This window comes from Halorubrum sp. SD612, from assembly GCF_002135005.1.
Map to the genome: position 1 here is coordinate 1 of NZ_NEWI01000025.1, position 26,454 is coordinate 26,454.

Genomic DNA, 26,454 nt, shown 5'->3' on the forward strand with positions numbered 1-26,454 from the left:
GTGCTGGAGGTCGACGAGAAGACCATCTCCGGGCGCGACGGCGAGACCGAGATCCTCGAAGGGGTCGTCGGCGACGAGACGGCGAAGCTCCCCTTCACCGACTGGCAGCCGCGCTCCGAGATCGAGGTCGGCGCCGACCTCCGGATAGAGGACGTGTACGTCCGGGAGTTCCGCGGCGTCCCCTCGATCAACCTCACCGAGTTCTCGACGGTGACGCCGCTCCCCGACCCCGTCGAGGTCGCGGAGGACGCCCCGCGGCTGTCTGTCGCGGACGCCGTCGGCTCCGGCGGAATGTTCGACGTCGAGGTCGTCGGGAACGTGCTGGAGGTCCGCGACGGCTCCGGGCTCATCGAGCGCTGCCCCGAGTGCGGCCGCGTCGTCCAGAACGGCCAGTGCCGAAGCCACGGGGACGTGGACGGCGAGGACGACCTACGGGTGAAGGCCATCCTCGACGACGGCACCGACACCGTGACCGTCGTCCTGGACGACGAGCTCACCGCCGAGGTGTACGGCGGCGGGCTCGACGACGCCCTCGCCGCCGCGAAGGACGCGATGGACAAGGAGGTCGTCGCGGACGACATCGCCGACTCGCTCGTCGGGCGCGCCTACCGCGTCCGCGGGAACCTCTCGGTCGACGACTACGGCGCGACCCTCGACGCGGCCGAGTTCGAGATCGCCGCTGACGACCCGGCCGCCCACGCCCGCGCCGCGCTCGCGGAGGTGGGCGAATGAGCGACGACGGGCCGGGCACGCGTGAGGTCGCCTACCGGGTGTTCGCCGCCGAGTTCGACGACGCCTCGCTGTCGTACTCCGAGAGCGACGAGGAGCGCGCCCCCAACTACGTCGTCACCCCGACCGGCGCGCGGGTGAACCGCCTGTTCACCGCCGGCGTGCTCACCGAGGTCGAGCGCGTGAACGACGAGACGCGGCGCGGTCGCGTCGTCGACCCGTCGGGCGCGTTCGTCACCTACGCCGGCCAGTATCAGCCGGAGGCGCAGACCTTCTTGGAGCGCGCCGACCCGCCGGCGTTCGTCGCGCTCACCGGCAAGGCGCGCACCTTCGAGCCCGAGGACTCCGACCGCGTCTTCACCTCCGTCCGCCCGGAGAGCCTCAACGAGGTCGACGCCGACACCCGCGACCGCTGGGTTGTCTCCGCCGCCGAGGCGACGCTCGACCGCCTCGCGGCGTTCGAGCAGGCCCTCGATTCCGACCTGCGCGGCGACGAGCTCCGCGCGGCGCTGGAGGCGGGCGGCGCCCCGGCTCCGCTCGCCGCCGGGATCCCGAAGGCGCTCGACCACTACGGCACGACCGCGGCATACGCAGAGGCGGTCCGCCGGCTCGCGGTCGACGCGCTCGAGCTGATCGCGGGCGACCGCGACGAGGTCCGGTCGATCGACGTCGCCCCCGACGAGGGGGACGCGACCGCGATTGGTCCGCTCCCCGACACCGACATGACGATCGCGGAGCCGGCGGCGACGCCCGAGGCCGACGCGACCGCGGCCGCGGACGTCGGCTCCGACCCGGAACCCGCCACCGGTGAGAGCGAGGCCGAACCGACCGCCGAGGCTACCACGTCGACCGCGGATACCGACTCGTCGACCGCCGCCGTCGGATCGACCGCCGAGGCCGAGTCGCTGCTCGACGACGCGGCCGAGATGGAGGGCGCCGGATCCGCGGAATCCTCGGAAAGCGAGACGGCCGAACCGGAGGCGACCGCGACCGCCGACTCCGGATCGCTCGGCGATGCGGGCGACTCCACCGAGCCGACGGACGAGAGTACCGTGACCGACGATAGCATCACGACCGACGAAGGTGCCGCGGCCGACGACGGCGGCCTCGGCGACTTCGACGCCGGTGACGACGGAGACGACATCGGTGACTTCGACGCGGGCGGCGATGACGACATCGGAGACCTCGACGCCGGGGGCGACGAGGGCGCGAGCCCCTCCCCCGACCCGGACGCCGACGGGGACGACATGTACCAGCTCGACGACGAGGAGCGCGAGGAGATCGAGTCCGAGTTCGGCACCGACTTCGCGACCGGGACCGAGGTCGACGAGCCGGGCGAGGCCGACATCGACGTGCCCGACCCCGAGGAGATCGTCGAAGAGCCCGACGACGACTCCGCGGCGGCCGCGGACGATTCGGCCGCCGCAGAGAGCCCGGAGCCCGACACCGCCGCCGCGACGGACGACGGAGATGAGGCCGAGACCGACGGAGACGCAGCTGACGACATCGACCTCGAAGCCGCGGCGGTCGCGGCGATGGACGACCTCGACGACGGCGACGGGGCGCCCCGCGAGGCGGTCGTCGAGCGCGTCGCGGACGACCACGGGGTCGAACCGGGCGCGGTCGAGGACGCGATTCAGGACGCGCTGATGAGCGGGCAGTGTTACGAGCCGGGCGACGGGCTGCTCAAGCCGATCTGATGGCGCGGGTCGAGCCGGTCGTCGGCGAGCCGGCGGCGGTGGCCGACCTCGGCGCGGAGCGCGCGCTGCTCGTCGCCGACGTCCACGCGGGCATCGAGGTCGGACTGCGCTACGAGCGCGGCGTCGAACTCGACTCCCGGGCCGACGAGCGCCGCGAGCGGCTCTGCGACCTCGTCGCCGAGACCGACGCCGACCGGCTCGTCGTCCTCGGCGACCTCGCGCACCGGATCGGCGCACCCGACGGCGACGAACGGGAGGAGCTGGAGGCCCTGATCCGCGCCGTCACCGACCGCGTCCCGATGACGCTCGTCGAGGGGAACCACGACGCGGGCGTCGCGGAGGCGTTCGCGGCCGACCTCGACGTGATCGGCCCCGAGGGCGGGCGGCTCGGTCGCGGGTCGGCCTCCGGCGTCGCGGTCTGTCACGGCCACACGTGGTCCGACCCCGCGCTCCGCGACGCCGACGTGATCTGTACCGGCCACGAGCACCCGCAGGTCCGACTGGAGGACTCGGTCGGCGGGTCGCGCGTCGAGCGCGCGTGGCTCCGCGGGACCCTCGACCCCGCGGCGTTCTCCGAGTCTGGTGATGCTCCCGGCCCGCCGGCCGATCCGCCGGAGCTCGTCGTCTTCCCCGCGTTCAACGAGCGCTCCGGCGGGACGTGGGTCAACGTCGAGGGCCAGTCGTTCCTCGCGCCGTACCTCCCCGCGGCGCTCCCCGCCGCGGACGCCTACCTGCTCGACGGGGCGCGGCTCGGGGACTACCGGGACATCTGAACGCCGCGGACCGATCGCGGAGTGACCGTTCCGCCCCGCTCCGCCGGCGAGACCGTTTTGTCCCGCGACGCGGAACCGGCCCCATGGTCACCGACCGCTCGCCCACCGCGATCGACGAGGCCGGGTGGCACTGGCTCCGGGTCAAACACGTGACGGGGTTCCCCCGCCAGGCCCGCGACGGCTACTTCCCGGCGCACGACGTGATGCGGCCGGCCGCGACGACCGAGGCGGACGCACCGGGGGTCGACGCCGGAAAGGAGTCGCTATCGGCCGGCCCCGAGACCGTCCGCGACGCCGACCGCCTCGCGCTGGAGACGACGTACCTGAGCGGGAAGTGGCTCGTCGAGCGTCCGGCGGAGGCGGTCGACGACCTCTGGGAGGCGGTGGTCGACGACGTCGCGGCCGAGCGGTTCTGGGACGCGAAGGTCGCGACCGCCGCCGGGTGCGAGGCGTTCGGCGAGTCCGACCACGCGGTGCTCGTGTTCACGCCGAACTACTTCGATCGAACGGACGTCGACCGGGTTCGACGCCGGCTCAGGGAGGAACACGGGGTGACCAAGCCGATCCGATACCGCCCCGACGTGTACACGCTCGGCGGGGTCCACGAGGCGCGGCTCGGCCCGCTCGCCGACTCCGACGCGGCGCGGTTCCGCGCGTGAGAGTCGCGTCCGGCTACTCCACCGGGCGGAACCGGAAGCCGTCCCAGTCCTGGCTCTCGGGCTCGCGGATGCCGGCGCCCGGCTCGCGCAGTTCGTCGGCGTACACCGGCTCGATCCGGTCGCCGATGTCGACGCTGAACTGGTCGCCGCCGTTGTCACTATCGTCCCCGTCGTCGCCTGTGACGCCGCCTGCCTCGTCGCGCTCGGCTATCTGTCCGAGCGCGCGGACCGGCGGCCCGTCGTAGTCGTCGCCCATCTCGAACTCGACGATTGCGAGGGTGTTCGGCTCGCGGACGCCCGGGGGCGTCGCGGTCGAGGTCGTCCACGTCACCACGCGCGCCTCGTACTCGCGGAGGTCGACCGTCCCGACGCGCTCGGCGCCGTTCGGGCCCACGGTGTGGGGCGGGTACGTGACCGTGCCGTCGGCGTACTCGGCGGCCTCGAAGGTCGGTTCGGCGCTGTCCCCTTGCCCGTCCGCGTCGGTGTCGGTCGTCTCGTGGTCGCTCATTGGCTTCCCTCCAAGATCGTGGTGGTCACGCAGTTCCCGAACCCGCCGACGTTACAGGCGATCCCCGTGTCGGCCTCGACCTGCCGCGGTCCGGCGTCGCCCGTGACCTGCTTGACTATCTCGTACACCTGCGCGACGCCGCTGGCCCCGAGCGGGTGGCCCTTGGACTTGAGCCCTCCCGACGTGTTGATCGGGAGGTCGCCGTCGCGGTCGGTGACGCCGCCGTCGACCGCCTTCCACCCCTCTCCCTTCTCGAAGAAGCCGAGGTCCTCGCTCTGGAGGAACTCCAGTATGGTGAACATGTCGTGGAGCTCGGCCACGTCGACGTCGTCCGGGCCGATCCCGGCCATCTCGTAGGCGACCTCGGAGGAGTCGACGACGCCGCCCATCGTCGTCGGGTCCGCGCGCTCGTGGACGACGTGGGTGTCCGTCGCCCCGCCGATGCCCGAGACCACGGCGTAGTTGCCGTCGGGCGCGTACTCCTCGGCCACCGACTCGGGACAGAACACGAGCGCCGCCGAGCCGTCCGTGATCGGACAGAAGTCGTACAGTCGGAGCGGGTCCGCGACGATCGGCGAGTCGAGGACCGTGTCGAGGTCGACCTCCTTCCGGAACTGCGCGTGAGGGTTGTCCACGCCGTTCCGGTGGTTTTTCACCGCGACCTTCCCGAGGCTCTCGCGGGGCGCGTCGTACTCGTCGAGGTAGAGCCGCGCCGTGAGGCCCGCGAACGAGGGGAGCGTGACGCCCTGCTTGTACTCCACCGGATGCGTGAGCGACGCGATCACGTCCGTCGCCTCCGCGGTCGTCCGGTGGGTCATCTTCTCGCCGCCGACCAGCATCGTGAGCTCGCTCGCGCCCGAGGCGACCGACTGCCACGCCGCGTACACCCCTGCCCCGCCTGAGGAGGAGGTCTGGTCGATCCGCGCCGTGTACGCCGGCTGGGCGGCGAGGTCGTGGGCGAGCGCGTTCGGGACGCCGGTCTGCCCCTCGAACTCGCCGCTGGCCATGTTCGAGACGTACAGGTGATCGAGGTCGCCGCCGTCGACGCCGGCGTCGTCGAGCGCAGCCGCGCCCGCCTCCGCCAGCAGCTCCCGGATCCAAGCGTCGCGCTGCCCGAACCGCGTCATCGACGCGCCGACGATCGCTACGCGTTCCATGTCGGTGGGTCCACCGCGGTCGCCTAAAACGTACCTCTCCGCGGCCGCGGTGGGGTCCGTCCCTCCCGACACCGTCGGCCGCCGTCGAGGTCGCGCCTCGCCGTCTCACCCGCCCCCGGCGAGGATCTGCGAGCCCGGTTCAGTCCGCCGCGGTCGGCGCGCCGTCGCCGACCGCGTCGGTCGCGTCCTCGCGGTCAGCGGTCGCGGCCGACACCACGTCGGTGAACGCCTGTCGGCGGGCGTAGAAGAAGTAGACGTACGGGACCTTCGCCAACACGTCGAGGAAGGCGTACGTCAGCGCGGCGCCCACCCCCGTGGTGAAGCCGATCCCCGCCGGACCCATCAGCCAGACGAACGGGTACGCCAGCCACAGCAGGCCGACGTGGTTCTTCAGCAGGCTGAACAGCCCCCGCTGCATCGGGTCGTCGGGAACGGCCCGCGGGAACACCACGTACAGATACGCGAACAGCGTGACGTGGAAAATCGAGGAGACGCCGAACAGCACCCACTTGAGCGTCCCGCCCGTCACGACCGCCCCGGCGCCGAACGCGATCATCAGCGCGTCGGCGAGCATCACGCCCGCGATCGCGCGGCGGGACGCGCCGGCGACGTAGCCGATGAACCCGACCAGGAGCGGGGTGGTGACGATCCAGTCGACGTAGCGGAGGCCGACCAGCTCGGCCCCGTTGACGGTCACGGTTCCGATACCGAGCGCCATTCCGGCATACGCGAGCCCGGCGAAGCCGGGTATCACCGCCAGCGCGGCCAGGCGACCGCGGTCCTCCGACTCGCCGAGCTTCGCGTACAGCGCCGCGGTGATCCCGAGGCCGACGAGGAAGGCGACCGCCGCGATCCAGTACGCGGCGCTGACCGCGCCCGTCATCGCGCACCTCCGTCGGTCGTCGCTCGCGAGCGCGCCGTTCCGCCCCCGGTGGCCGGCCCGTCGGCGCCGGACGTCTCATCAACGGTGAACGCCGCGACCCGGTCTTGGAGCGTCGTCACGGCGTCGGTCTGGAACTCGCGCAGAGAGTCGGACACGTCCTCGACGACCGACTGGCCCTCCTGTATCTCCGTCGCCGTCTGCTCCGCCGTCTCCGCGGTCTCGGTACTGAGCTCCGTGATCTCGTCGACGGAGCCGGCCGTGTCCTGTACCGTGTCGGCCTGGTCGGCGGTCGTCCGACGGATCTCCCCGAGCGAGCCGCTGATCTCGTCGACGGAGTCGGCGATCGTCTCGATGTCGGAGAGCGTCGACTCGACGGTGTCGGTCCCGGTCTGGACGCGCTCCTGTGTCGACCGGATCGACACCGTCACTTCCTCGGTCTGGTCGGCGATGTCGTCTATCATCGTATCAATCTCGTTCGCACGCGACTGCGTCTCCTCGGCGAGCTCCTTCACCTCCTCGGCGACGACGCTGAAGCCGTCGCCGGAGCCGTCCGCCCGGGCCGCCTCGATCGAGGCGTTGAGCGCGAGCATGTTGGTCTGTTCCGCTATCTCGCCGATGATGTCGACGATCTCGGTGATCTCGTCCATCCCGTCCTGAAGCTGTTCGACCCGGTCGACGGCCTGCTCCGCCTCCTCCTCGACCTCGGCCATCTCGGCCAGCGCGCTCTGGGAGGAGCTGCGGGCGTCGTCGCTCGTCGCCGCGACCGCCTCGCTTCGGTCCGACAGGTCGTCGACGGTCGCCGCGATCTCCTCGGCGGACGCGCTGATGGTCTCGATGTCGGTCGCGATGGACTCGAGCTCCGCGCGCTGGTCGCCCGCCTGTCCCCGGATCGTCGTCGCGCTCTCGGTCGCGCCGGCGACGCGCCGCTCGACCTCGTTGCTCATCTCCGCCATCTCGCCGGCGTCGGCCTCGATCCGGTCGGCCATCTCGCGGACCGTCTCCACCGTCCCCTGGAGGTCGTCCATCATCCGGTTGAACGACTCGCCCACGGTCGCGAGGCTCTCGTCGCTCTCGTCGACATCGACGCGCCGCGTGAGGTCGCCGGTCGCCGCCTCCTCCATCACCTCGGCGTACCGGTCGGCCGTCCGCCGGTAGCGGTCGGCCATCTCGGTCGCTTCCGCCCGCGCGCTCTCCAGTTCGTCTTGGGTCCGTTCCATCTCCGTTAGCCGGTCCTTCAGCGAGACCCGCATCTGCTCGATGGATCCCGCGAGCTCCCCGAACTCGTCGGTCCGGGTGGACTGTACTTCCCTGTCGATGTCCCCGTTGGCGACGCGCCGCGTCTGCGCGCCGATCTCGGTGACGCTGGCGATCGTCTCGGCCGCGTTGATCGACCCGAGCGTCAGGAGACCGGCGACGGCCGCGACGACCGTCGCGTTCGCGTCGTCGGTGGCCAGCCCGACGGCGACGATGAACGCCCCCGTCGCCACGTATCCGACGCCAAGTTTCACCCCGTAGCTGTCTTTCACCGATGCGATCGGCATGTGATCCATCAGGGAAACCGACGTGTTAAACGGCGCCCCAATACTATCAGTTCTGATATCCGGGCGCCTCGCCGAGCCTCGATCCAGGTCCTCGCGCCGCCGGGCTCACTCCGCGCGCCGGCCGCCGTGTCCCGGGTAGTCGCGTTCGAACCGGGACCCGATCTCCTCGCGGTCGATCCGGATCACGACCGGACGCCCGTGCGGGCAGGCGTAGGGGTTCTCGCAGGCGTCGAGCCGGTCGAGGAGGTCGACGACCCGGCCCTCGGTCAGCGAGGTGTTCCCCGTCACCGAGGGGTAACAGGCGAGGTCGGCGAGCAGCTCGTCGACGGCGCCGACGACCGGTTCGTCGCCCTCGGCAGCGTCGTCGACCAGCGCGGACAGGGAATCTCGCAGGAGGTCCGGGTCGAGCGCGGCGTCGAAGACGGCCGGGACCGCCGTCACCGCGACCTCGCGCTCGTCGGCGCGCTCCGCACGGAATCCGATCTCGGTGAGTTCGTCGACGAACTCCTCGAACAGCGCCGCCTCGCGGGCGGTCAACCCGATCCGGACTGGCTCCGCGAGGGCCTGCGCCTCCGCGCCGTCCGCGACGGTCGCCTTCAGCCGCTCGTAGTTCACGCGCTCGTCGGCCGCGTGCTGGTCGATCAGCACGAGCCCGTCCGGCGCCTCGGCGACGACGTACGTCTCATGCAGCTGACCGAGCACCCGCAGCGGAGGCAGCGAGTCGAACTCGCGCTCGGCCTCGGTCGCCTCGCCGTCCAGCGTCCGCTGCCGGGTCCGTGCCCGTGTTCGGGGTGCCGACCGAGCCGCGTCCGCCCGGGCTCCCCTCCGGTCGCCCCCCGCCGCTCCGCTGCCATTCGCTGTCTCGTCGCCAGCCGTCGTTTCGTCTCCGACCGTCGTTCCGTCGCCGACCGTCGTTCCGTCGCCGACCGTCGTTTCGTCCCCGACTTTCGTTTGGTCGCCGACTGCCGTCTCGTCGCTGGTTGCCGCTTCGCCTCGGCTCGGCTCGCACTCCGCGCCGTCGCTCTGCCGGCTCTGCGGACTGGGTCGATCGTCGCCGCTCGCGTTGTGATTCGCGTCGCCGTCCCGGGGCTCGCCCGCGGGCTCTGCCGTTGGTTCGGCCCGGGTCCTCTCCCCCTCGCCGAGGTCGTCGACGGCCCACGCCGCGTCGTCGGACGGGTCCAGTTCGGTCGGCGTCGCGGGGTCGTCGTCGCCCTGACCCGGGTCGGCGTCGGTCACCGAGTCCGGGGTTCGGCCGGGATCTTCAGTGTTCGCCGACGTTCCGGGGTCGCCTGGCGTCCCGGAGTCGGAGACTGCCGCGGACTCGCGCCCCTCGCGGGCGGCGCGCTCGTGCTCGGTGTCCGCGCCGCCCACGGCCTCGGTGTCGGGCGTCTCGGGGGCGACCGCCGTCTCGTCGGGCGCCGACTGGCCCCGGGGCGCCGTCGACCGGATCAGGCCGTGGTCGAGCAGCGCCCCCTCGACGGCCGCCTCGACCGCTTCCCGGACCGCAGGCTCCTCGTCGAAGCGGACCTCCAGCTTGCGGGGGTGGACGTTCACGTCGACGTCGCCGGCCGGGACCTCGACGAAGAGGACGGCGAACGGGTAGCGGTCGGGGGCCAACTGACCGCCGTACGCCTCCAACGTCGCCTCGCGGAGCGCGCTCGCGGTGACGTACCGCCCGTTGACGTACGTCGAGAGGTAGTCGCGCGTCGAGCGCGTCGTCTCCGGGTGCGAGACGAGCCCCGTCACCCGCCGGACCGGTGCGTCGGCGGAGTCGTCGCCCGCGTCGGTTCCCTCCGGCGTCCACTCCACGTCGATCATCGACTCGGCGACCTCGCGGCCGTAGACGGCGAGGACGGCCGAGCGGAGGTCGCCGTTCCCCTCGGTCGCGAACGTCTCGCGGCCGTCGTGTTCGAGCGACACTGCCACGTCGGGGTTCGCCAGCGCGTACCCGGTCACCACGGTGTTGACGTGATCGAACTCGGTCGCGGTCCGCTTGAGGAACTTCTCGCGCGCGGGAGTGTTATAAAACAGGTCGTCGACCTCGACGGTTGTTCCCGCGGGACAGCCCGCCGGGCGGGCCTCGCCCACGTCGCCGCCCGCGACGGTGATCTCCGCGCCGGCCTCGGCCTCCGGGGGGCGCGAGCGCACCGTCAGTCGGGAGACGGCGCCGACGGTGTACAGCGCCTCGCCCCGGAAGCCGAGCGTGCCGACGCCGCGGTCGAGGTCCGCGATGTCGCCGATCTTCGAGGTGGCGTGTTCCGCGACGGCCGCCTCCAGCTGGTCCGCGGGAATCCCCACGCCGTCGTCGCGGACGCGGATCCCCTCGGTGCCGCCGGACTCGACCGACACCGCCACGCGGCTCGCGCCCGCGTCGAGGCTGTTCTCGACCAACTCCTTCACGACGCTCGCGGGGCGCTCGACGACCTCGCCGGCCGCGATCCGCTGGACGGTCCGCTCGTCCAACCGCTCGATGTCTGGCGGCTCCATTCGTACGCTCCGTCGGACGAGCGCGCACTTCAAGCCGTTGTCGGCGGTGGCGGCGTGAGGGGAGGCGCTCGCGTGGTGCCGCTGTGTATACATGAACTGCGGCGGCGCGTGCCTGCGAGCGGCCGCCCTCGGCGGCCGCGAGACGGCACGCGCGAGGGAGTCGCCGGCTCCCGGAGCGAAGCGGAGGGTGCCAGCGACGAGGTTGGGGAGGGGTGAGGTGCGGTTGCGGTGCGGGGTGAGTCAAAGTGTCAGTCGCGAGGGCGAAGGCGCGCGACGCAAACACCGCAAGGAGCGAGCAGCGCGACCGACTGAGAAGCGCAGCGAGCGTGCGCCCGCCTCGCGACTGGGGCTTTACCGGTGTCTGTCGAGGTTCCACTGGCCTCAAATCACAGCGCGCAGGGAAAGTACGAACGAACGGTTCACAGGTCCGGACTGTCTCCGAAAATCGACCTTATTCAAGCGACCGCGGCCGCGATCTCCTCGTCGGTGAGGAACACATCCTCGCCGGTCTCGGGGTCGAACAGGTGGATGTGTTCCTCCGCGAAGGAGACACCGACCTCGTCGCCGGCCTCCGGCTTCACGTCGGCGGGCGAGCGGGCGAGGAAGTCCTCGGTCACGGTGAGGTGGACGTAGTTGTCGGAGCCGATCGGCTCGACGACCTCGACGGTCGAGCGCAGGTTCTCGTCGCCGCTCGGTGACTCGTCCAAGACGATGTTCTCCGGACGGATGCCCAGCGTGTACCGGCCGTTCCGGAGGTCGTGACCCCGGACGTACTCCGCGGAAAGATCGAGGTCCAGCCCCGCCTCCTCGTTCCGGATCGTCGCGCCGGCGCCGTCCGTCTCCACGTCGACGTCGACGAAGTTCATCGACGGCGAGCCGATGAAGCCGGCGACGAACTCGTTGACCGGGTTCTGGTACACCTCGGTGGGCTCGCCGACCTGCTGGAGTTCGCCGTCGTTCAGGATGGCGAGCCGATCGCCCATCGTCATCGCCTCCTCCTGATCATGAGTGACGTACATCGCGGTGACGCCGAACTCCTTCTGGAGCTTCTGGATCTCCGCGCGCATTTCCGTGCGGAGCTTCGCGTCGAGGTTCGAGAGCGGCTCGTCGAAAAGGAACACCTCGGGCTCGCGCGCGATGGCGCGGCCGAGCGCGACGCGCTGCTTCTGCCCGCCCGAGAGTTCGTCGGGCTTGTCGTCGAGGAGGTCCTCGATGCCCATCATCTCCGCCATGTCGCGGACGCGCTCGTGGCGCTCCTCCGTGGTCATCTCCGTGCTCATCTTGAGCCCGAACGCCATGTTCTCGCGGACCGTCTTGTGGGGGTACAGCGCGTAGTTCTGGAACACCATCGCGACCGGGCGCTCCTTCGCGTGGATGTCGGTCACGTCTTCGTCGTCGAAGTGGACGGTTCCGGACGTCGGCTCTTCGAGGCCCGCCACCATTCGCAGTGTGGTGGTCTTCCCACAGCCCGACGGTCCGACAACGGTCACGAACTCCCCGTCGTCGATCTCCAGATCGAGGTCGTCGACGGCGACGATGGTTCCCCGGTCGAACTCCTTTCGGAGCGTATCGAGCGTGACGCGTGCCATTTCCCTGATGGCGGGTCCGCTGGCATATGAGTTCTTTGCTGTTTTCTTGATATATGGTGAAGGATCTCTTCTCAAATATCGGCTTTTCGCGTCGGTCCAGTCGATCGTCGAGTCCTGAACTCGACGCAGATCGATCCGGATCGATCGGGACGTACCCCAAACACTAAATGTATGAAAATATAATTCATCATTTGTTCTAGTCACATGAACGAGAAACGTAGAACGCTGCTCAAGGCGGTGGGGGGATCGACTGCGCTCGCGGCGCTCGCGGGCTGTATCAGCACCGGCGGCGACGGCGGGGACGGCTCCGACGGCGGAGACGGATCGGACGGCAGCGACGGCTCCGACGGCGGCACCACCGGCTCCGCGCGGCTGTGGGCCGACCTGGCCGACGCGGAGGACGAGGCGCTGACCGACTACATCGACCAGTACGAGTCGGATACGGGCAACATCATCAACAAGGAGGCGCCCGGCGGCGAGCTCGACCAGCAGCTCGAAACCGCGATCCCGGCCGGCGACGGTCCCGACTCGTGGATCTGGGCTCACGACTGGGTCGGCCGGTTCGCAGTCCGCGAGGACCCCCCGTTCCTCTACGACGCGAGCGACGACGTCGACGTCTCGCTCGACAGCTACACGCAGGCGGCGCGGGAGGCGGCGCAGTTCAACGACGGCCTCTACGGGCTCCCGTTCGCCTCCGAGACCGTCGCGCTGTTCTACAACGAGGACATGGTCGACGAGCCGCCGGAGACCATGGAGGAGATGGTCTCGATCATGGAGGAGTACCACGACCCGGAGAACGGGGAGTACGGCCTCTCGTACCCCGTGACGAACCCCTACTTCGTCAGCGGGTTCATCCAGGCGTACGGCGGGAACATCTTCGACGAGGGGAACCTCGAAGTCGGCGTCGACAGCGACGCGTGTAAGCGGGGCATGGACGCCCTCGAAACGCTGTCCGACTACGTGCCGGCCGACCCCGGCTACGAGTCGCAGATCGTCGCGTTCGCCGACGGACTCGCGCCGTTCGCGATCAACGGGCCGTGGGAGCTCGGCAACCTCAGCGGCGAGGTCGAGAACCTCGGCGTCACGACGCTGCCGACCGTCGACGGGAACCACCCGCGCTCGTACTCGGGCATCCAGCTGTTCTACTTCAGCTCGATGCTTGCCGACGCCGACCAGTCCACGGTCGACGCGGCGACCGGACTCGCAGAGTGGTACACCACGAACGAGGATATCATCCAGACCAACGCCGAAGAGCAGGGGTACATCCCCGTGCTGGCCGACGTCGTGGGCAACGACGACCTCTCCAGCGAGGTCCAGGCGTTCGCCCAGCAGGTCGACCACGGCGTCCCCATCCCGACGCACCCGGACATGGACAGCGTCTGGACGCCCGTGACGGAGGCGTTAGAGCGCGTCTTCAACGACGAGCAGGACAGCGACGCCGCGCTCGACCAGGCCGCCTCCGAGATCCGGGAGGCGCTGTAGGCACCCCTCGGAGCGATGGCCTCTTCGCAACCTGGAACCGGCGTGAGCGGGCTGGCGCGTCTCCGATCGGCGCTGCCGTTCTCCAGTCGCGACTGGGGGCTGCTCCTCGTCGCGCCCGGCGTGCTGCTCTTCTCGAGTTTCATGCTGTACCCGATCTTCTACCTCTTCTACATCTCGCTGACCGACGCGACGTTCGCGGGGTCCGTGATCGGCGGGGGCGCCGACCTGATCGGGCTGGCGAACTACGCCCAGCTGATCGGCGACTCGCAGTTCTGGACCTCGATGACGACGACGTGGCTGTTCGTCGCCGTCTCGCTCGTGATCAAGGTGTTCCTCGCCGTGGGGATCGCGCTGCTGCTCAACCACGTGCGCGTCGCCGGGAAGCGCTACATGCGCGCGGCGGTGATCGTCCCGCTGGGGTTCCCCGGCATCTTCACGATCACCGTCTGGCGCGGAATGTTCAGCGACGCGCGATACGGCGTGTTCAACACGATACTGGGGCGATACAACGAGCTCATGTCGTCGCTGTCGGCGCCACAGGCCCTGCTGTTCGACGTGCCGATCGGCTTCCTGAGCGGCCGCTGGGAGGCGTTCTTCGCGTACGTCACCACGGAGGTGTGGCTGGCGTACCCGTTCATGGTGATCATCATCGTGAGCGCCTTACAGGACGTGCCCCGGTCGCTCCACGAGGCCGCGATGGTCGACGGCGCGGGGGCGCTCCAGCGGTTCCGCACCGTGACGCTGCCCGCGATCAAGGGACCGGTGCTGTTCGCGTCGATCCTCACGGCCGCGACCTCGTTCCAGCAGTTCCTGATCCCGTGGGTGTTCAATCAGGGCGGGCCGTCGAGACAGAACGAGCTGATCATCGTGTACGGCTACCGCGAGGCGATCACGTTCAACCAGTTCGGCCTGTCGGCGGCTATCCTGATCGTCGGGATCGCGTTCGTCGGCATGTTCATGTACGTGGCCGTGCGCTACGGCGGCCTCGCCGAGGGGGTGGGTGACGAATGAGCCCCCTCGAGTCCGCGGTCGCGCTTGTCGGTTCCGCGGTCGCGCTGGTCCGCTCGAAGCTGGTCGCGTTTGCGACCGCACCGAAGCGGTTCTCCGTGATGATCCGGCGCGCGATCTACGACGTCCGCACGGGGAAGCGCAGCTCGTGGGACGTGACGAAGAGCGTCCTGATGACGTTGTTCGGGCTCGCGATGGTGCTCGTGCTGCTGTTCCCGCTGTTCTGGATCACGACCGCGTCGCTCGCGGAGGGCTCGCGGCTGTTCAACACGAGCGGCATCTTCCCGGACCCGTCGACGTACAACCTCGGCGCGTACCGGTGGGTGATCTTCGAGTCTGACTTCTTCTTCGTCGACGGCGACTGGGGGTACCCCCAGCTCGTCCTCGGCGGGAGCGGCGGGCTGGTCAGCTTCCGGTGGGCCGGGACCGACACCGGTCCGGGCGCGGTGTTCAACAGCCTCTACATCGTCAGCGTAACGCTCGCGGCCGGGTTCGGCATGATCGTCCCGGCGGCGTACGCGTTCTCGCGCCGACAGTTCGTGGGGCGCAAGCGCATCCTCTACGGCTACGTGCTGTTCACGCAGATCGGCGCCGGGCTGTCGATCGCGACGCTCGTGGCGCTGTACTCGCTGTTCAGCTCCTACGGGCTCACGAACAACCTGTTCATCCTCGGGTTGTTCTACGCGGCGTCCGCAATCCCGTTCAACACGTGGCTGCTGAAGACGTATATGGACAACATCCCCGTCTCCTACGAGGAGGCGGCGATGGTCGACGGCGCGAGCTTCTTGGAGACGATTCGGGAGGTGATCCTCCCGCTGACGAAGCCGGGACTCGCGGTCGTGCTCATCTTCGTCTGGCTCGCCGGGTGGAACGAGTTCATCATCGCGCAGACCCTGCTGCGCCCGGAGAACTACCCGCTCTCGGTCGAACTGTACAACATCGCGACCGAGGGCCGGTTCTCGACGCCGTGGACTCGGTTCGCGGCGTTCGCGAACCTGTTCGCGCTGCCGGTCGCGATCGTCTACTTCGCGGCGCAGCGCTCCGTCGAAGACGGCCTGTCGTTCGGCGGCATGGAAGGGTAGCCCGGCCTCCACGCGGACCGTTCTCGGTTCTCCCTTCGTTCTCGTCGTCTCCTCATTCTCGGCCGCCCCGTTGACCGACGGCGTCGCTCCGGGGCGAGTCGTCTGGTAACGGGGCCGGATTCACCCTGTCAAAGAACCAGATGTATCCGGTAACAGGCGGAGCCGCCCGGAACCGCCCTCGCTCAGTCGTCCGCCGCCGGCGCCGGCGGCGCGCCCGTGAGCCGGTCGCGGTCGTGGTCGGCCTCGAAGTCGAGGTCAGGGCCGCGCGCGATGATGCGCGTCGGGGTCACGTCGGGGTGGGTGGTGTAGTAGTGCTCCTTGATGTGGTCCATGTTCACCGTTTCGGCGACGCCCGGCGTCTGGTAGAGGTCGCGCAGGTACGGCCAGAGGTTGTCGTACTGGTGGATGAACTGCTGGTTACACATGAAGTGGGTGTGGTACACCTGATCGAAGCGGACCAACGTGGTGAACATACAGATGTCCGCCTCGGTGAGCGAATCGCCGACGAGGTAGCGCCGGTCCGCGAGCCGGTCGTCGTAGCGGTCGAGCGCGCCGAACAGGTCGTCGATCGCGTCGTCGTAGGCCGCCTGCGAGGTGGCGAAGCCCGCGCGGTAGACGCCGTTGTTGATCGGCTCGTAGATGTCCGTGATCACCTCGTCGACCTCGGCGACGGTCGCGTCGTCGTCTTCGTCGGGGAGCAGCGAAACGTCGTTTCCGAGGTCCGCGAACGCGGTCGAGAGCATCCGGAGGATCTCCCGCGACTCGTTGTTGACGACGGTCTCCTCCTCGGTGTCCCACAGCACGGGCACGGTCACCCGACACGTGGCGTCCGGGTCGGCCGCGACGTACAGCTCGCGCAGGTAGTCGCTGTCGTGGAGACGGTCGGGCGTACAGCCGTCCTTCTCGGGGGTGAACTGCCAGCCGTCCTCGTCGCGGTACGGGTCGACGACCGAGACGCCGATCGCGTCTTCGAGCCCCAACAGCGACCGCGCGAGTAGCGTGCGGTGCGCCCACGGGCACGCGTACGACACGTACAGGTGATAGCGACCGGCCTCCGGCTGGAAGCGCTCGTCCGGCTCCGCGTCGACGTGGTCCGGCACGTCGCTGCCCGCGATCCAGTTCCGGAACGTCGTCTCGCCGCGCTGGAACGCGCCCTCCTCGTCGGTCGTCTCGTAGGTGTCTGTGCGCCACTCGCCGTTCACGAGCTGGTTCATACTACATGCGTGGGCTTCGACGCGTATAACCTGGCCGGGGACACGCGTGTCACCCGCTGTATGTGGTGTGTAGATTCATATCACGATCTTCCCATTCACGACCGAGAGGCGGTGGATCGACGGCGAACTCCTCCGAAGCCCCAGCCGCGAGGCGAACGCACGCCCGCTGCGCTCCTCGCTCGGTCGCTCACTTCGTTCGCTCTCTCGTTGCGGTGCTTACGTCGCCCGCGTTCGCCTCGCGACTGCCCCTTCGAGTCCCACCTACCGCAACCGCACCGCAACCGCATCGCAGCCTCACCCCTCCCCAGCCTCGCGGTTCGCGCTCTCCGAGCGCTCACCGCCCCCTCGCGCGTGCCCCTCGCGGCCGCCGCTTCGCTCCGGCCGCTCGCAGGCACGCGCCGCCGCAGTCGATCTGCCCTCTCGCCGTCCCGGTGGCTTTTCCTCGTCGCTCGCGTGTCCTGACGCATGACCGACCCAGACGAGGCAGCGCCGACGGTCGCCGTCGTCGGCGGCGGCGCGGTCGGTGTCACGACCGCGCACGACCTCGCGGCGCGCGGCGCCGACGTGACCCTCTACGAGCGCGGGGAGCTCGCGGCCGAGAGCTCCGGGCGCGCGGCTGGCCTCCTCTACGACGCCTACGCCGAGGACGTCGACGCCGCGGTCGGCGCCCGGTCGATCGAGCGCTTCCGAGTACTCGACCGGTCGCTGCCCGGCTTCTCGTTTTCGCCCTGCCCGTACGTGATCGCGGTGCGCGAGGGCGACCCCGACGCCGACGCCGTCCCCGGGATGGTCGATCGCATGCGCGGCCACGGCCGCGACGTCTCGCTCGTCGACCCCGACGCGCTCGGCGAACGGTTCCCGCCGCTCCGCACCGACGACCTCGCCGTCGCGGCGGTCGCCGAGGGGGCCGGCTGGACCGACCCGTCGAGCTACGTCCGCGCGCTCGGCGACCGGGCCGGTCGCGGGGGGGTCGCGATCGAGACGAACACCGCCGTCGCGCTCGGGCCGCGGCCCGGCGCGAAACGACACATCCGAGTCGGTGACGACGGAGCCGACGGCGATCCGGCGGCCGAGACGCGCGCCTTCGATGCCGTCGTCGTCGCCGCCGGGGCACACGCTCGGTCGCTCCTCGCGGACGCGGGCGTCTCCGTCCCGGTCGTCCCCTACCGGGTCCAGGCGCTCGTGACCCAAACTGACTACGACGGGCCGATGGTCTACGACGCCACCGCGGACGCGTACCTCCGCCCGCACCCCGACGGCCTGCTCGCGGGCGACGGGACTGAGCCGGTCCCGGCCGACCCCGACGACTACCGCCGCGAGGCCGACGACTGGTTCCGCGAGGACCTCGCCGGCGCCCTCGACGAGCGCCTCGCCCGCGGGGACCGCCTCGACGGGGGCGAGGGACCCGACCGCGGCGAACGGGTCGACCGCGGGATCGACGACGCCCGGGCATGGGCCGGACTCTGTACCGCGACGCCGGACGGCGACCCGCTCGTCGGCCCGGTCGACTCGGAGGCGGGCGATCCGACGCTCTTCGTCGCCGCCGGCTGGCAGGGCCACGGGTTCATGCGCGCGCCGGCCGTCGGCGAAGTGGTGGCCGAGGGCGTGCTCGCGTCGCTCGCGGGCGCCGCCTTCGACGGGCCGGAATCGCCGTGGATCGGCGCGTTCGACCCGACGCGGTTCGGTTCGGATCGGTTCGACGGCGACGAGGCGTTCGAGATCGTCGAGGGCATGTCGCTGTCGAACCGGACGGAAGAGGAATAGCAGCGGCCGCAGAGCCGAAGTCGGGGGTCAGTCGTCTTCTTCGACGACATCGACGTCGCTCGATCCGCCGCGTTTGGGGATCTCGACGTGGAGCGTCCCGTTGCGCGTGAGCGTCGCGTTCGCGCCCTCGGGCGTCACGTTGGCGTCGCGGGGGAGGTCGACGCTGCCGGACAGCGAGACGCCGCGGCCCGGAAACACGAGGTCGTAGCCGTCGTAGAAGTCGCGGAAGCGTTCGAGCGAGACCTCGACGGTGCGGTCGAGGAAGGTGACGTCGACGTCCTCGCCGCGCACGCCGGGGGCGTCGAAGACCACGAGGTACGCGTCGTCGCTCTCGAGGAGGTCGTGCGAGAGCGGGCGGCGCTCCTGGACGCGACCCCAGCCGCGGCCGACGCGTTCGAGGGCGTTACGGAGCGCGGAGCGACCGCTTTCGACGAGTCCGTCCACCGCTCACACCTCGATTTCGACGAGGTCGCTCCCGCCGCAGTACGGACACGAGAGGTCCTCGACCGCGTGGTCGTCGGGCACGTCGTACGTGTAGTGGTTCTCGAACATGTCGAGCTCGCAGTCGTCGCTGACGCACTTGACCTCCATCGTCGATGGCATACGCGGACGTAGTATCGGCGGCGGCTTAAACGGCGTGGCGGCGGCGAGCCGGGGGTGCGAACCGCGCGATGCGGCGCTCAGACCCCCGCACCGCGCATCCGGTCCGGCACGACGGTTCGCTCGGCGACAGCGACGACTGCGATACCCAACGCCGTGCCGGCGAGGAAGCCGGGACCGTACGGGCGAAACGGGATTTCGAACGCAAGCGCGACTCCCAGCCCGACGGAGATCGCGAGGATCGCGGCGCCGAAGGCGACGTAGGTCAGCGTCTCGTAGCGATCCGGCGAGAGGCGGTCGCGGGCGAGCCACGCGATCGGGCCGACGGCGACTGCGGTCGCCGCGGCCCAGCCGGCGGCGAGTCCCCACGGTCTGGGATTGGTGCCGAGAAACTGTATCGCGGCGAGCGCGCAGAGCGCGGCGAACGAGACGTAGTTTCCGACTCGCTGCCAGCGAGCGGACCCGTCGGCGCGCGCTGGCGCGCCGTCGCCGGAGGTCGTCTCACCGTTCGGGGGCGTTTCGGAGGGCACGGTCGGGGTTTCCGCGCGTTCCGGCATAAGTAATCCGGCGCGGCTCGGGCGTTCCGCACGCTTTTCCCGTCTCGGTCGAGTACGGACGGTAACATGACCGATTCGCCCGCGTCGGCTCGGGGGTCGCTCCCGGCCGACCCGAACGACCTCTCCGTCACCATCGTCGACGGGTACGTCGACGAGCCGGCCCACTTCGGCGTCCCGCCGTACCTCTCGACGTACCCCCGATACACCGCCGGGGCGCTCGTCGACGCCGGCGTCCCCGAGTCGGCGATCACCTATCACACGATCGACGAGCTCCGCGAGGACCGGAGCAAGCACGCCGACGTCGCCGACGCCGACCTCATGATCTACGTCGGCGGGATGACGGTGCCCGGGAAGTACGTCGGCGGCACCCCCGCGGAGCCGGACGAGGTGCGAGAGCTCGGCTGGACCGCCGACGGCGTGACGCTGCTCGGCGGCCCGGTGCGCTTCGGCGTCGGCGAGGAGAACGCCGGCGCGCAGGAGACCCGACGCGACGACCTCGACTACGACTTCGTCGCGATGGGCGACGTGGAGGCCGCGGCCCACGACCTCGTCCGCGAGGGGCTGGAAGGGTACGGCAACCGGATGCGCACGAACGAGGAGGTCGACCGCTGGGCCCGGCAGGGGGCGTTCGTCGTCGAGCAGCACCCGAACCACCCCGACTACCTCATCTGCGAGATGGAGACCTCCCGCGGGTGCGCCTACCGCTGCTCGTTCTGTACGGAGCCGCTGTACGGCGACCCGGCGTTCCGCGCGGCGCGGTCGGTCGTCGACGAGGTCGACGCGCTCTCGGACCGCGGCGTGCGACACTTCCGGCTCGGACGGCAGGCCGACATCCTCGCGTTCGGCGGCGACGGCGAGGCGCCGAACCCCGACGCGCTCCGGGAGCTGTACGGCGGGATCCGCGAGGTCGCGCCCGACCTCCGGACGCTCCACCTCGACAACATGAACCCCGTGACGATCACGGACTACCCGGAGGCGTCCCGCGAGGCGATCCGCGTCATCGCCGAGCACAACACGCCCGGCGACACGGCCGCGTTCGGGCTCGAATCGGCCGACCCGGTCGTTCAGGAGGAGAACAACCTCCTCGTCACCGCCGAGGAGTGCTTGGAGGCCGTCCGCGTCGTCAACGAGGAGGGCGGCTGGCGCCCGGGCGACGCCCCCGAGACGACGCCCGGCGACCCGGCCCGCGTCACCGGTCCCTCAACCGGACCGGACGCCTCGCCGCGGCTGCCGAAGCTCCTCCCCGGGATCAACCTCGTCCACGGGCTGACCGGCGAGCGCCCGGAGACGTACGAGCACAACAAGCGCTTCCTCCAGACGGTGTACGACGAGGGGCTGATGCTCCGCCGGATCAACATCCGGCAGGTGATGGCGTTCGCGGGCACAGAGATGGCCGAGACGGGGGCCGAGGTCGCACAGGAGCACAAAGACCAGTTCCAGGCGTACAAGCGCGAGGTGCGCGAGACCATCGACAACCCGATGCTCGACCGCGTTGTGCCGCCGGGAACCGTCCTCCCGGACGTGTACCTGGAGTACCACCAGGACGGCAAGACGTTCGGGCGCCAGCTCGGCACGTACGCGCTCCTCGTCGCGGTGCCGGGCGAGCGCGAGCTCGGAACGAGCATCGACGTGGCGATCACGGACCACGGCTACCGCTCCGTCACCGGCGTCCCGTACCCGCTCGATGTCAACGTGGCCTCGATGGACGAGCTCACCGCGATCCCCGGGATCAACCGGAGCACGGCTGGTGACATCGTCGTCGGCCGCCACTACGACTCGGTCGAAGCGGTCGACGCCGGGGTCGCCGACCTCGGGGCGTACGCGGTCGCCGGCGACACCGACGTGCCGATCCCCGGTCGCGAGCGTCCCGGCTCCGGCCCCGGTCCGGCCGCGCGGTCGTCGCTCGGTCGCGGGGACTGAGCGATGCCGGTCGACGATCCCGAAGACCCCGACCGCCTCGAAGGTCCCGCGGTTACCCGGGTCGAAGTCCCCGTCGACACGCGCGCGCCGGGCGGGACCACGAACGCGCACCTGTTGGACGGCCTCCTCGCCGACCCCGCCGCCCGGACCGACGCGCTCGACGCGGCGCTCGCGGAGCGCGGATCGGAAGACGCGGACGCCCCGTCCGTCGAAGCGATCGCCGTCACCCACGCCCACCCGGACCACGTCGGCGCGGTCGCTGACTACGCCGCCCTGACGGACGCGACGGTCGTCGCCCGCGATGACCACGCGGACCGGTTCGCCGCGGCCGCCGGGGTCGAGCCGGACGAGACGGTCGCGCCGGGCGAGACGGTCGCCGACACCGCGGTCCGCGCGGTCGACACGCCGGGACACGCGCCGGACCACCTCGCGTTCGCGGCCGGCGGTCCGGGGACCGAGTCGGGGCGGTCGGTGCTGTGTTGCGGCGACCTCGCCGTCGCCGAGGGGAGCGTCGCGGTCGCCGCGCCCGAGGGCGACCTCGCCGCCTACCTCGCGAGCCTCGAACGCGTGCGCGACGCCGGCTACGACCGACTCCTCCCTGGACACGGCCCGCCGATAGACGACCCGCCGGCGGCCTGCGAGCGGCTGATAGATCACAGGCTGGACCGCGAGCGAGACGTGATCGCCGCGCTCGACGGCGGCGCGTCGGACCTCGACGCGGTCGTCGACGGCGCCTACGAGAAGGACCTCTCCGGCGTGCGGGACCTCGCGCTGGCGACGGTCGCCGCGCACGTCGAGAAGCTGGTCGCCGAGGGACGGGCCGACGAGGCGTGGCGCGCGCGGCTCGCGGACCGCGGGTTCGACTGACTCCGCGGCTCCCGCCGTCCACCGAACGCCCCTACGGCTCCGCCTCTAACTCCGCGACGACCTCGGAGAGCGGCGTCTCGGTCACGTCGACGAAGCGGCCGCCGGCGGCGACGATCCCGCCGTCGGTCTCCGGGTCGTCGCCGACGTGGACGAGGCCGGTGGTGGCCGTTCCGAGCGCCTCCGCCGCGGCCTCGAATGCGGAGGGGTGCGGCTTCCGCCAGCCGCAGCCGACGCTCGTCGTGACCGCGTCGAACTCGCCCCGGAGCCCGGCCCGGATCAGCGTCCGCGGGACGAGCTCGGGGACGGCGCAGTTCGAGAGCAGCCCCACCGGGCCCCGGTCGGCCGCGCCCCGGACCGCGTCGAGCGCGCCGTCGCGCCGGGTCACGTCCGGGTCGAACGCGGCGATCACCGCGTGTCTGGCGACGTTCTGATCCGCGTCGACGCCGCGGGAGTCGAGCGCGCGGGCGACGTGTGCGGGGAGGGGGACCTCGGCGCCGGCCGGCGCCTCGACGTGCCGCTCGCCGTAGGCGACGTGCCAGTCGTCGGGCACCGTCACGTCGCGGGACTCCAGTTCGCGCGCGACCGCTTCCGCCGGATCGGTCGGGTACTCGACGTCGACGAGGGTCCCGAAGAGGTCGAAGGTGACTGCCACGATACCACCGTTAGGGCGAAACCCGGATTGAAGCTGTCGGTCGGGGGAACGCCTCTCGACGCCGACCGTTCGCGCCGCCGCCGTCAGAACAGCGAGCCGAAGTGGAGGGTGACCAGCCGGTAGAGTCCTGTCACCCACGCGCACAACCACAGGAGCATGAAGCCGGCGACGCCGGCGCGGAGCCGCTTCCGCCAGTGGCTCATGTCCTCGTGGAGCTCGTCGATGTCCACGCTGGGGTCCTCGTAGGCGTCCGCGTTCCGCTTCGCCTGGAAGATCCGGACGATCCCGGTGAGCGCGAACGCCAGCAGCGCGTACGCCTGGACGCCGAAGAATGCGTGGAGGATCGCCATGCCGCTCACCTGTTCGAGGACGCGCGGGACCATCCACGTGACGATGGGGACCGTCGTGAGCACCAGTCCGGCGACGATGTACCGCAGGTGGCGCATCAGCACGTTCCACGACACCGTCTCCGCGTCGATCATGATCCAGGCGCCGTACAGGAGGAAGGGGAGGCTCGTCGTCACGGACACCCCGGCCAGCGCCGCGATGACCGACTCGTCGACCATACCGTCGATACGTGCTCCGGCGCGTAAAGCCCCCCGATCCGCGTCGGGCGCCCGCGGTCCCGCCCTCTCGCCGTCGGGGCGCGGACGAAAACAGTTAGCGTCAGGAGCACGTACCCCGGGGCGATGGAGGACACCTCGACGCGGTCGGAGCCGGAGTCGCCGTCGGAGGAGTCGGCCGACCCGCCCGACGACCCGGAAGCCCCCGACACGGAGCCCGCGGAAGACGGATCCCGGGCGACCGACGGGACTCCGGAAGCGGAGCCCGCGTCGACCGACGCCGACGGCGCTCCCGGAGACGAGGACGACATCGAGGCCCTCCGCGAGCGCGTCGAGTCCGAGTACGACTTCGACGACTTCGGCCCGTCGGACATGGCCCAGATGAGCGCCGAGGAGTGGGACGCCGCCTTCGACCCCGACACGTGGATCACCGGCGACCGGCTCCTCGACCGGGTCGACGCCGAGCTGAAGTCCCGGATCGCGACCCGCGACGTGTTCGGCGTCTTGGAGCGCGTCCGCGAGGACGGCGAGGAGCGCATCCTCGTCTACTCCGACGAGGGATACGCGATCATCCGCCCCACGGGCGAGGTACGCGGCGAGGGAACCGTGCTTCGGGACATCGAACCGGTCGTCGCCTTGGCGGCGATGGACTCGTACGAGGTGCCAGAGCCGCCGGAGGACTGGTCGCTCCCGCACCCCGACAGCGTTCCGGAGGGTTCGGGCGAGTTCGGCAACCTCGTGATACAGGCGGTCGCCGGGATTCAGGTGCTCGCCGGCGTGGCGCTCCTCGTCGCGACCGCCGCAACGGACCTCGACACGATCGTCGCGCCGGCGATGGGCATCGTGTTCCTGCTCGTTGGGGTGTTCCTGTTCGCGATGGTGGCGAACGCGCGGCTCTCGGACCGGTTCCGATCGGAGGAGTACCGCGACCGTCTGCGAGCGCTCCGCGAGGCGAAGGAGCGGCCCGAGTTCGTCCCGGTTGAGGACGGCGTCGTGACCGGCGAGGACGGCGCTACGATCGACCCCGACCGAGACGAGTAATCCGCCGATTTCGACGGTCTCAGGCCCTACAGACACCTCCGCGTCGGCGGTATCAGTCGGTGGGTTTAAGCGCACCCCGTCCTGAGTGAAACTGTATGAAAAGGCGGGACTTCGTGCGGACGGCCGGCGGCGCGACCGCCGCCGTCGCGGCCTCCGCCGGGGCGACCGGAACGGCGGCTGCACAGGAGGTACAGCCCGATTGGCCGAGCGGGGCGGCCAGCGGAAACGTGGGCTCGTACACCGACGCCCGCGGCCAGGACTCGGTGACCATCTCGGTCGGGGCCGGCAGCAACGGCCTCGCGTTCGACCCGACCCTCGTGTGGGTCGACGAGGGAACGACGATCACCTGGGAGTGGACGGGCAACGGCGGCGACCACAACGTCCAGGCGGTCGATGGCGGCGGCCCGGCCAGCTTCGACAGCGGTGACCCCGTCGGCGAGGAGGGGTACACCTACGAGTACGAGACGTCGAGCGAGGACGCCGGGATCACCCACTACCACTGCGTGCCCCACACCGCGGTCGGCATGCACGGCGGCATTGCCGTCGGCGAGGACGTCGCGACCGTCGAGGTCGGCGGCGGCGCGAACACCGGGTGGCCCGAGGACATCGCCAAGGTCGGCGTTCCGCTCCACGCCCACTGGGTCGGCATCTCCGCGATCCTCGGCATCGGGCTGACGTTCGTGTTCACGTTCTACATGCTCAAGTACGGCGAGTCCGCCCACACGGGTCACGGGGGTGCGAGATGAGCTCCGGCAACTCCTCGTACGGCGACATTCACCGGTACGAACCGGCCCGTGAGAGCACCGCGGCCGCGATCGCGATCGTCCTCCTCACCGTCATCGAGGTCGTGTTCGTCGCGCTTTTCACCTACGGGCTGATGTCCGCGTGGGCGTCGACGGAGGCCGGCAACATGTTCGTCGGGGCGCTTCTCGCCCTCATCTTTATTGATCTCGCGTTCATCCTACTCCTGTACCGGAAAGAGTTCCTTCCGGACGTGATGATCGTGAAGAAACGCCGTCGCAAGTGGGAGGACCTGTACGTCCGCGAGGAGGACAAGGACGGCAAAAGCATCGACACCGGCGGGCTGGCGGACACGCTGAAACGGGCTGTGTACCCGTACTACAAGAAGTGATTCGACAATGAGTCTGAAAAAACAAGACGACATGGACCACAACGCGTGGCTCAAGAGTCAGGACCTCACGGCCATCGAGACGGCGTTCCTGACCACGCTCATCTGGCTGGACAAGCGGCTTCGCATCGTCGACTACCTCGAACTGCTGGAGACGATGTACTACCGCGCGAACCTCCAGATGCCGAAGAGCCACACCGAGCAGTACGACCTCGACAACAAGTTCTGGTACTGGTACCCGCTGTACTCGCTCGGGTCCCTCTCTATCATCGCATACCTGCTCGCGGCGGTCTCCGGCGCGCTGCTCGGGTTCTATTACGCACCGTCGACCGCCGGTGCGGCGGCGCAGGGCGACCCGACGGCGGCGTACGACTCGATGGTGATGATCATGACGGACGTCCAGTTCGGGTTCATGCTCCGGGCGATCCACCGCTGGGCGGCGCAGTTCATGGTGGCGGCGGTGTTCCTCCACATGCTGCGCGTCTACTTCACCGGCGCGTACAAGGAGCCGCGCGAGGTCAACTGGATCCTCGGCGTCGTGCTCATCGC

25 protein-coding genes and 1 pseudogene are annotated in these 26,454 nt (G+C 70.4%); 14 read left to right on the plus strand and 12 right to left on the minus strand.

The window, feature by feature from the left end:
• The 4 genes and pseudogenes from B9G38_RS04625 to B9G38_RS04640 form a co-directional block, all read left to right on the plus strand.
• Positions 1-732 (plus strand): annotated as a pseudogene (locus tag B9G38_RS04625) (replication factor A); the annotation flags it as partial.
• A complete protein-coding gene (locus B9G38_RS04630; RefSeq protein ID WP_086219649.1) occupies positions 729-2,429 on the plus strand; it encodes a hypothetical protein in 1,701 nt (566 codons plus the stop codon). The pseudogene B9G38_RS04625 and the gene B9G38_RS04630, both read left to right, overlap by 4 nt.
• Positions 2,429-3,202, plus strand: a complete 774-nt coding sequence (locus B9G38_RS04635; RefSeq protein ID WP_086216783.1) for a metallophosphoesterase — start codon at positions 2,429-2,431, stop codon at positions 3,200-3,202. The genes B9G38_RS04630 and B9G38_RS04635 overlap by 1 nt, the downstream gene beginning before the upstream one ends.
• An 83-nt stretch (positions 3,203-3,285) precedes the next feature.
• A complete protein-coding gene (locus B9G38_RS04640; protein WP_086219650.1) occupies positions 3,286-3,861 on the plus strand; it encodes a putative phosphothreonine lyase domain-containg protein in 576 nt (191 codons plus the stop codon).
• Between the two features lie 13 nt (positions 3,862-3,874).
• On the opposite strand, the gene B9G38_RS04645 is transcribed toward B9G38_RS04640, so the two are convergent.
• The 6 genes from B9G38_RS04645 to B9G38_RS04670 all read right to left on the minus strand — a co-directional run bounded on the left by B9G38_RS04645 (position 3,875) and on the right by B9G38_RS04670 (position 12,026).
• On the minus strand, positions 3,875-4,369 hold the full coding sequence (locus B9G38_RS04645) for a hypothetical protein (RefSeq protein ID WP_086216781.1): 495 nt from the start codon (positions 4,367-4,369) through the stop codon (positions 3,875-3,877).
• The gene (locus B9G38_RS04650; protein ID WP_086219651.1) at positions 4,366-5,526 is read right to left on the minus strand and encodes a 3-ketoacyl-CoA thiolase; all 1,161 of its coding nucleotides are present in this window, start codon (positions 5,524-5,526) and stop codon (positions 4,366-4,368) included. The genes B9G38_RS04645 and B9G38_RS04650 overlap by 4 nt, the downstream gene beginning before the upstream one ends.
• Positions 5,527-5,665: 139 nt before the next feature.
• A complete protein-coding gene (locus B9G38_RS04655; protein WP_086216779.1) occupies positions 5,666-6,409 on the minus strand; it encodes a bacteriorhodopsin in 744 nt (247 codons plus the stop codon).
• Positions 6,406-7,950 (minus strand): methyl-accepting chemotaxis protein, encoded by a 1,545-nt coding sequence (locus B9G38_RS04660; RefSeq protein WP_049931314.1) that lies wholly within the window; start codon positions 7,948-7,950, stop codon positions 6,406-6,408. The genes B9G38_RS04655 and B9G38_RS04660 overlap by 4 nt, the downstream gene beginning before the upstream one ends.
• Positions 7,951-8,055: 105 nt before the next feature.
• Entirely contained in the window at positions 8,056-10,437 is a 2,382-nt protein-coding gene (gene mutL, locus B9G38_RS04665) for a DNA mismatch repair endonuclease MutL (protein WP_086219652.1), read from the minus strand.
• 455 nt (positions 10,438-10,892) lie between these two features.
• Positions 10,893-12,026 carry an ABC transporter ATP-binding protein gene (locus B9G38_RS04670; protein ID WP_086219653.1) on the minus strand — a complete coding sequence of 378 codons (1,134 nt, stop codon included), beginning with the start codon at positions 12,024-12,026 and terminating at the stop codon, positions 10,893-10,895.
• A 204-nt stretch (positions 12,027-12,230) separates the two neighbouring features.
• Here B9G38_RS04670 and B9G38_RS04675 point away from each other — a divergent pair, with 204 nt between their 5' ends.
• The 3 genes from B9G38_RS04675 to B9G38_RS04685 are packed head-to-tail and all read left to right on the plus strand — an operon-like array spanning position 12,231 to position 15,598.
• Positions 12,231-13,508, plus strand: coding sequence for an extracellular solute-binding protein (locus B9G38_RS04675; protein WP_198945655.1), 1,278 nt, complete (start codon positions 12,231-12,233; stop codon positions 13,506-13,508).
• A 15-nt stretch (positions 13,509-13,523) separates the two neighbouring features.
• Positions 13,524-14,519, plus strand: a complete 996-nt coding sequence (locus B9G38_RS04680) for a carbohydrate ABC transporter permease (RefSeq protein WP_086215843.1) — start codon at positions 13,524-13,526, stop codon at positions 14,517-14,519.
• Entirely contained in the window at positions 14,516-15,598 is a 1,083-nt protein-coding gene (locus B9G38_RS04685; protein ID WP_049931310.1) for a sugar ABC transporter permease, read from the plus strand. The genes B9G38_RS04680 and B9G38_RS04685 overlap by 4 nt, the downstream gene beginning before the upstream one ends.
• Positions 15,599-15,780: 182 nt before the next feature.
• Here the strand turns inward: B9G38_RS04685 and B9G38_RS04690 are convergent, their stop codons facing one another.
• Entirely contained in the window at positions 15,781-16,812 is a 1,032-nt protein-coding gene (locus B9G38_RS04690; RefSeq protein WP_086215844.1) for a glutathione S-transferase family protein, read from the minus strand.
• A gap of 465 nt (positions 16,813-17,277) precedes the next feature.
• On the opposite strand from B9G38_RS04690, the gene B9G38_RS04695 reads away from it, so the two are divergent.
• Positions 17,278-18,576, plus strand: coding sequence for an FAD-binding oxidoreductase (locus B9G38_RS04695; RefSeq protein ID WP_086219654.1), 1,299 nt, complete (start codon positions 17,278-17,280; stop codon positions 18,574-18,576).
• A gap of 27 nt (positions 18,577-18,603) precedes the next feature.
• Here the strand turns inward: B9G38_RS04695 and B9G38_RS04700 are convergent, their stop codons facing one another.
• From B9G38_RS04700 to B9G38_RS04705, 3 genes are all read right to left on the minus strand, one after another.
• The gene (locus tag B9G38_RS04700) at positions 18,604-19,020 is read right to left on the minus strand and encodes an Hsp20/alpha crystallin family protein (protein ID WP_086215845.1); all 417 of its coding nucleotides are present in this window, start codon (positions 19,018-19,020) and stop codon (positions 18,604-18,606) included.
• A gap of 3 nt (positions 19,021-19,023) precedes the next feature.
• On the minus strand, positions 19,024-19,179 hold the full coding sequence (locus tag B9G38_RS18175; protein WP_017342671.1) for a hypothetical protein: 156 nt from the start codon (positions 19,177-19,179) through the stop codon (positions 19,024-19,026).
• 77 nt (positions 19,180-19,256) lie between these two features.
• Complete coding sequence (locus tag B9G38_RS04705; RefSeq protein ID WP_049931304.1) at positions 19,257-19,706, minus strand: hypothetical protein; 450 nt, start codon at positions 19,704-19,706, stop codon at positions 19,257-19,259.
• Positions 19,707-19,799: 93 nt separating this feature from the next.
• Here B9G38_RS04705 and B9G38_RS04710 point away from each other — a divergent pair, with 93 nt between their 5' ends.
• Together B9G38_RS04710 and B9G38_RS04715 are read left to right on the plus strand one after the other, a co-directional pair.
• Positions 19,800-21,653, plus strand: a complete 1,854-nt coding sequence (locus B9G38_RS04710; protein WP_086215847.1) for a radical SAM protein — start codon at positions 19,800-19,802, stop codon at positions 21,651-21,653.
• A gap of 3 nt (positions 21,654-21,656) precedes the next feature.
• A complete protein-coding gene (locus B9G38_RS04715) occupies positions 21,657-22,520 on the plus strand; it encodes an MBL fold metallo-hydrolase (RefSeq protein ID WP_086215848.1) in 864 nt (287 codons plus the stop codon).
• Between the two features lie 31 nt (positions 22,521-22,551).
• Here the strand turns inward: B9G38_RS04715 and B9G38_RS04720 are convergent, their stop codons facing one another.
• Together B9G38_RS04720 and B9G38_RS04725 are read right to left on the minus strand one after the other, a co-directional pair.
• The gene (locus B9G38_RS04720) at positions 22,552-23,172 is read right to left on the minus strand and encodes an HAD family hydrolase (RefSeq protein ID WP_086219655.1); all 621 of its coding nucleotides are present in this window, start codon (positions 23,170-23,172) and stop codon (positions 22,552-22,554) included.
• Positions 23,173-23,255: 83 nt separating this feature from the next.
• Positions 23,256-23,738 carry a hypothetical protein gene (locus B9G38_RS04725; RefSeq protein WP_086219656.1) on the minus strand — a complete coding sequence of 161 codons (483 nt, stop codon included), beginning with the start codon at positions 23,736-23,738 and terminating at the stop codon, positions 23,256-23,258.
• A gap of 123 nt (positions 23,739-23,861) precedes the next feature.
• Here B9G38_RS04725 and B9G38_RS04730 point away from each other — a divergent pair, with 123 nt between their 5' ends.
• The 4 genes from B9G38_RS04730 to B9G38_RS04745 all read left to right on the plus strand — a co-directional run.
• Positions 23,862-24,776, plus strand: a complete 915-nt coding sequence (locus B9G38_RS04730) for a hypothetical protein (RefSeq protein ID WP_086219657.1) — start codon at positions 23,862-23,864, stop codon at positions 24,774-24,776.
• Positions 24,777-24,871: 95 nt separating this feature from the next.
• Positions 24,872-25,522 (plus strand): halocyanin domain-containing protein, encoded by a 651-nt coding sequence (locus B9G38_RS04735; protein WP_049931297.1) that lies wholly within the window; start codon positions 24,872-24,874, stop codon positions 25,520-25,522.
• Complete coding sequence (locus tag B9G38_RS04740) at positions 25,519-25,908, plus strand: hypothetical protein (RefSeq protein ID WP_049931296.1); 390 nt, start codon at positions 25,519-25,521, stop codon at positions 25,906-25,908. Before B9G38_RS04735 ends, B9G38_RS04740 begins: the two co-directional genes overlap by 4 nt.
• 7 nt (positions 25,909-25,915) lie before the next feature.
• A partial coding sequence (locus B9G38_RS04745; RefSeq protein ID WP_086219659.1) for a cytochrome b N-terminal domain-containing protein occupies positions 25,916-26,454 on the plus strand: 539 nt, incomplete at its 3' end.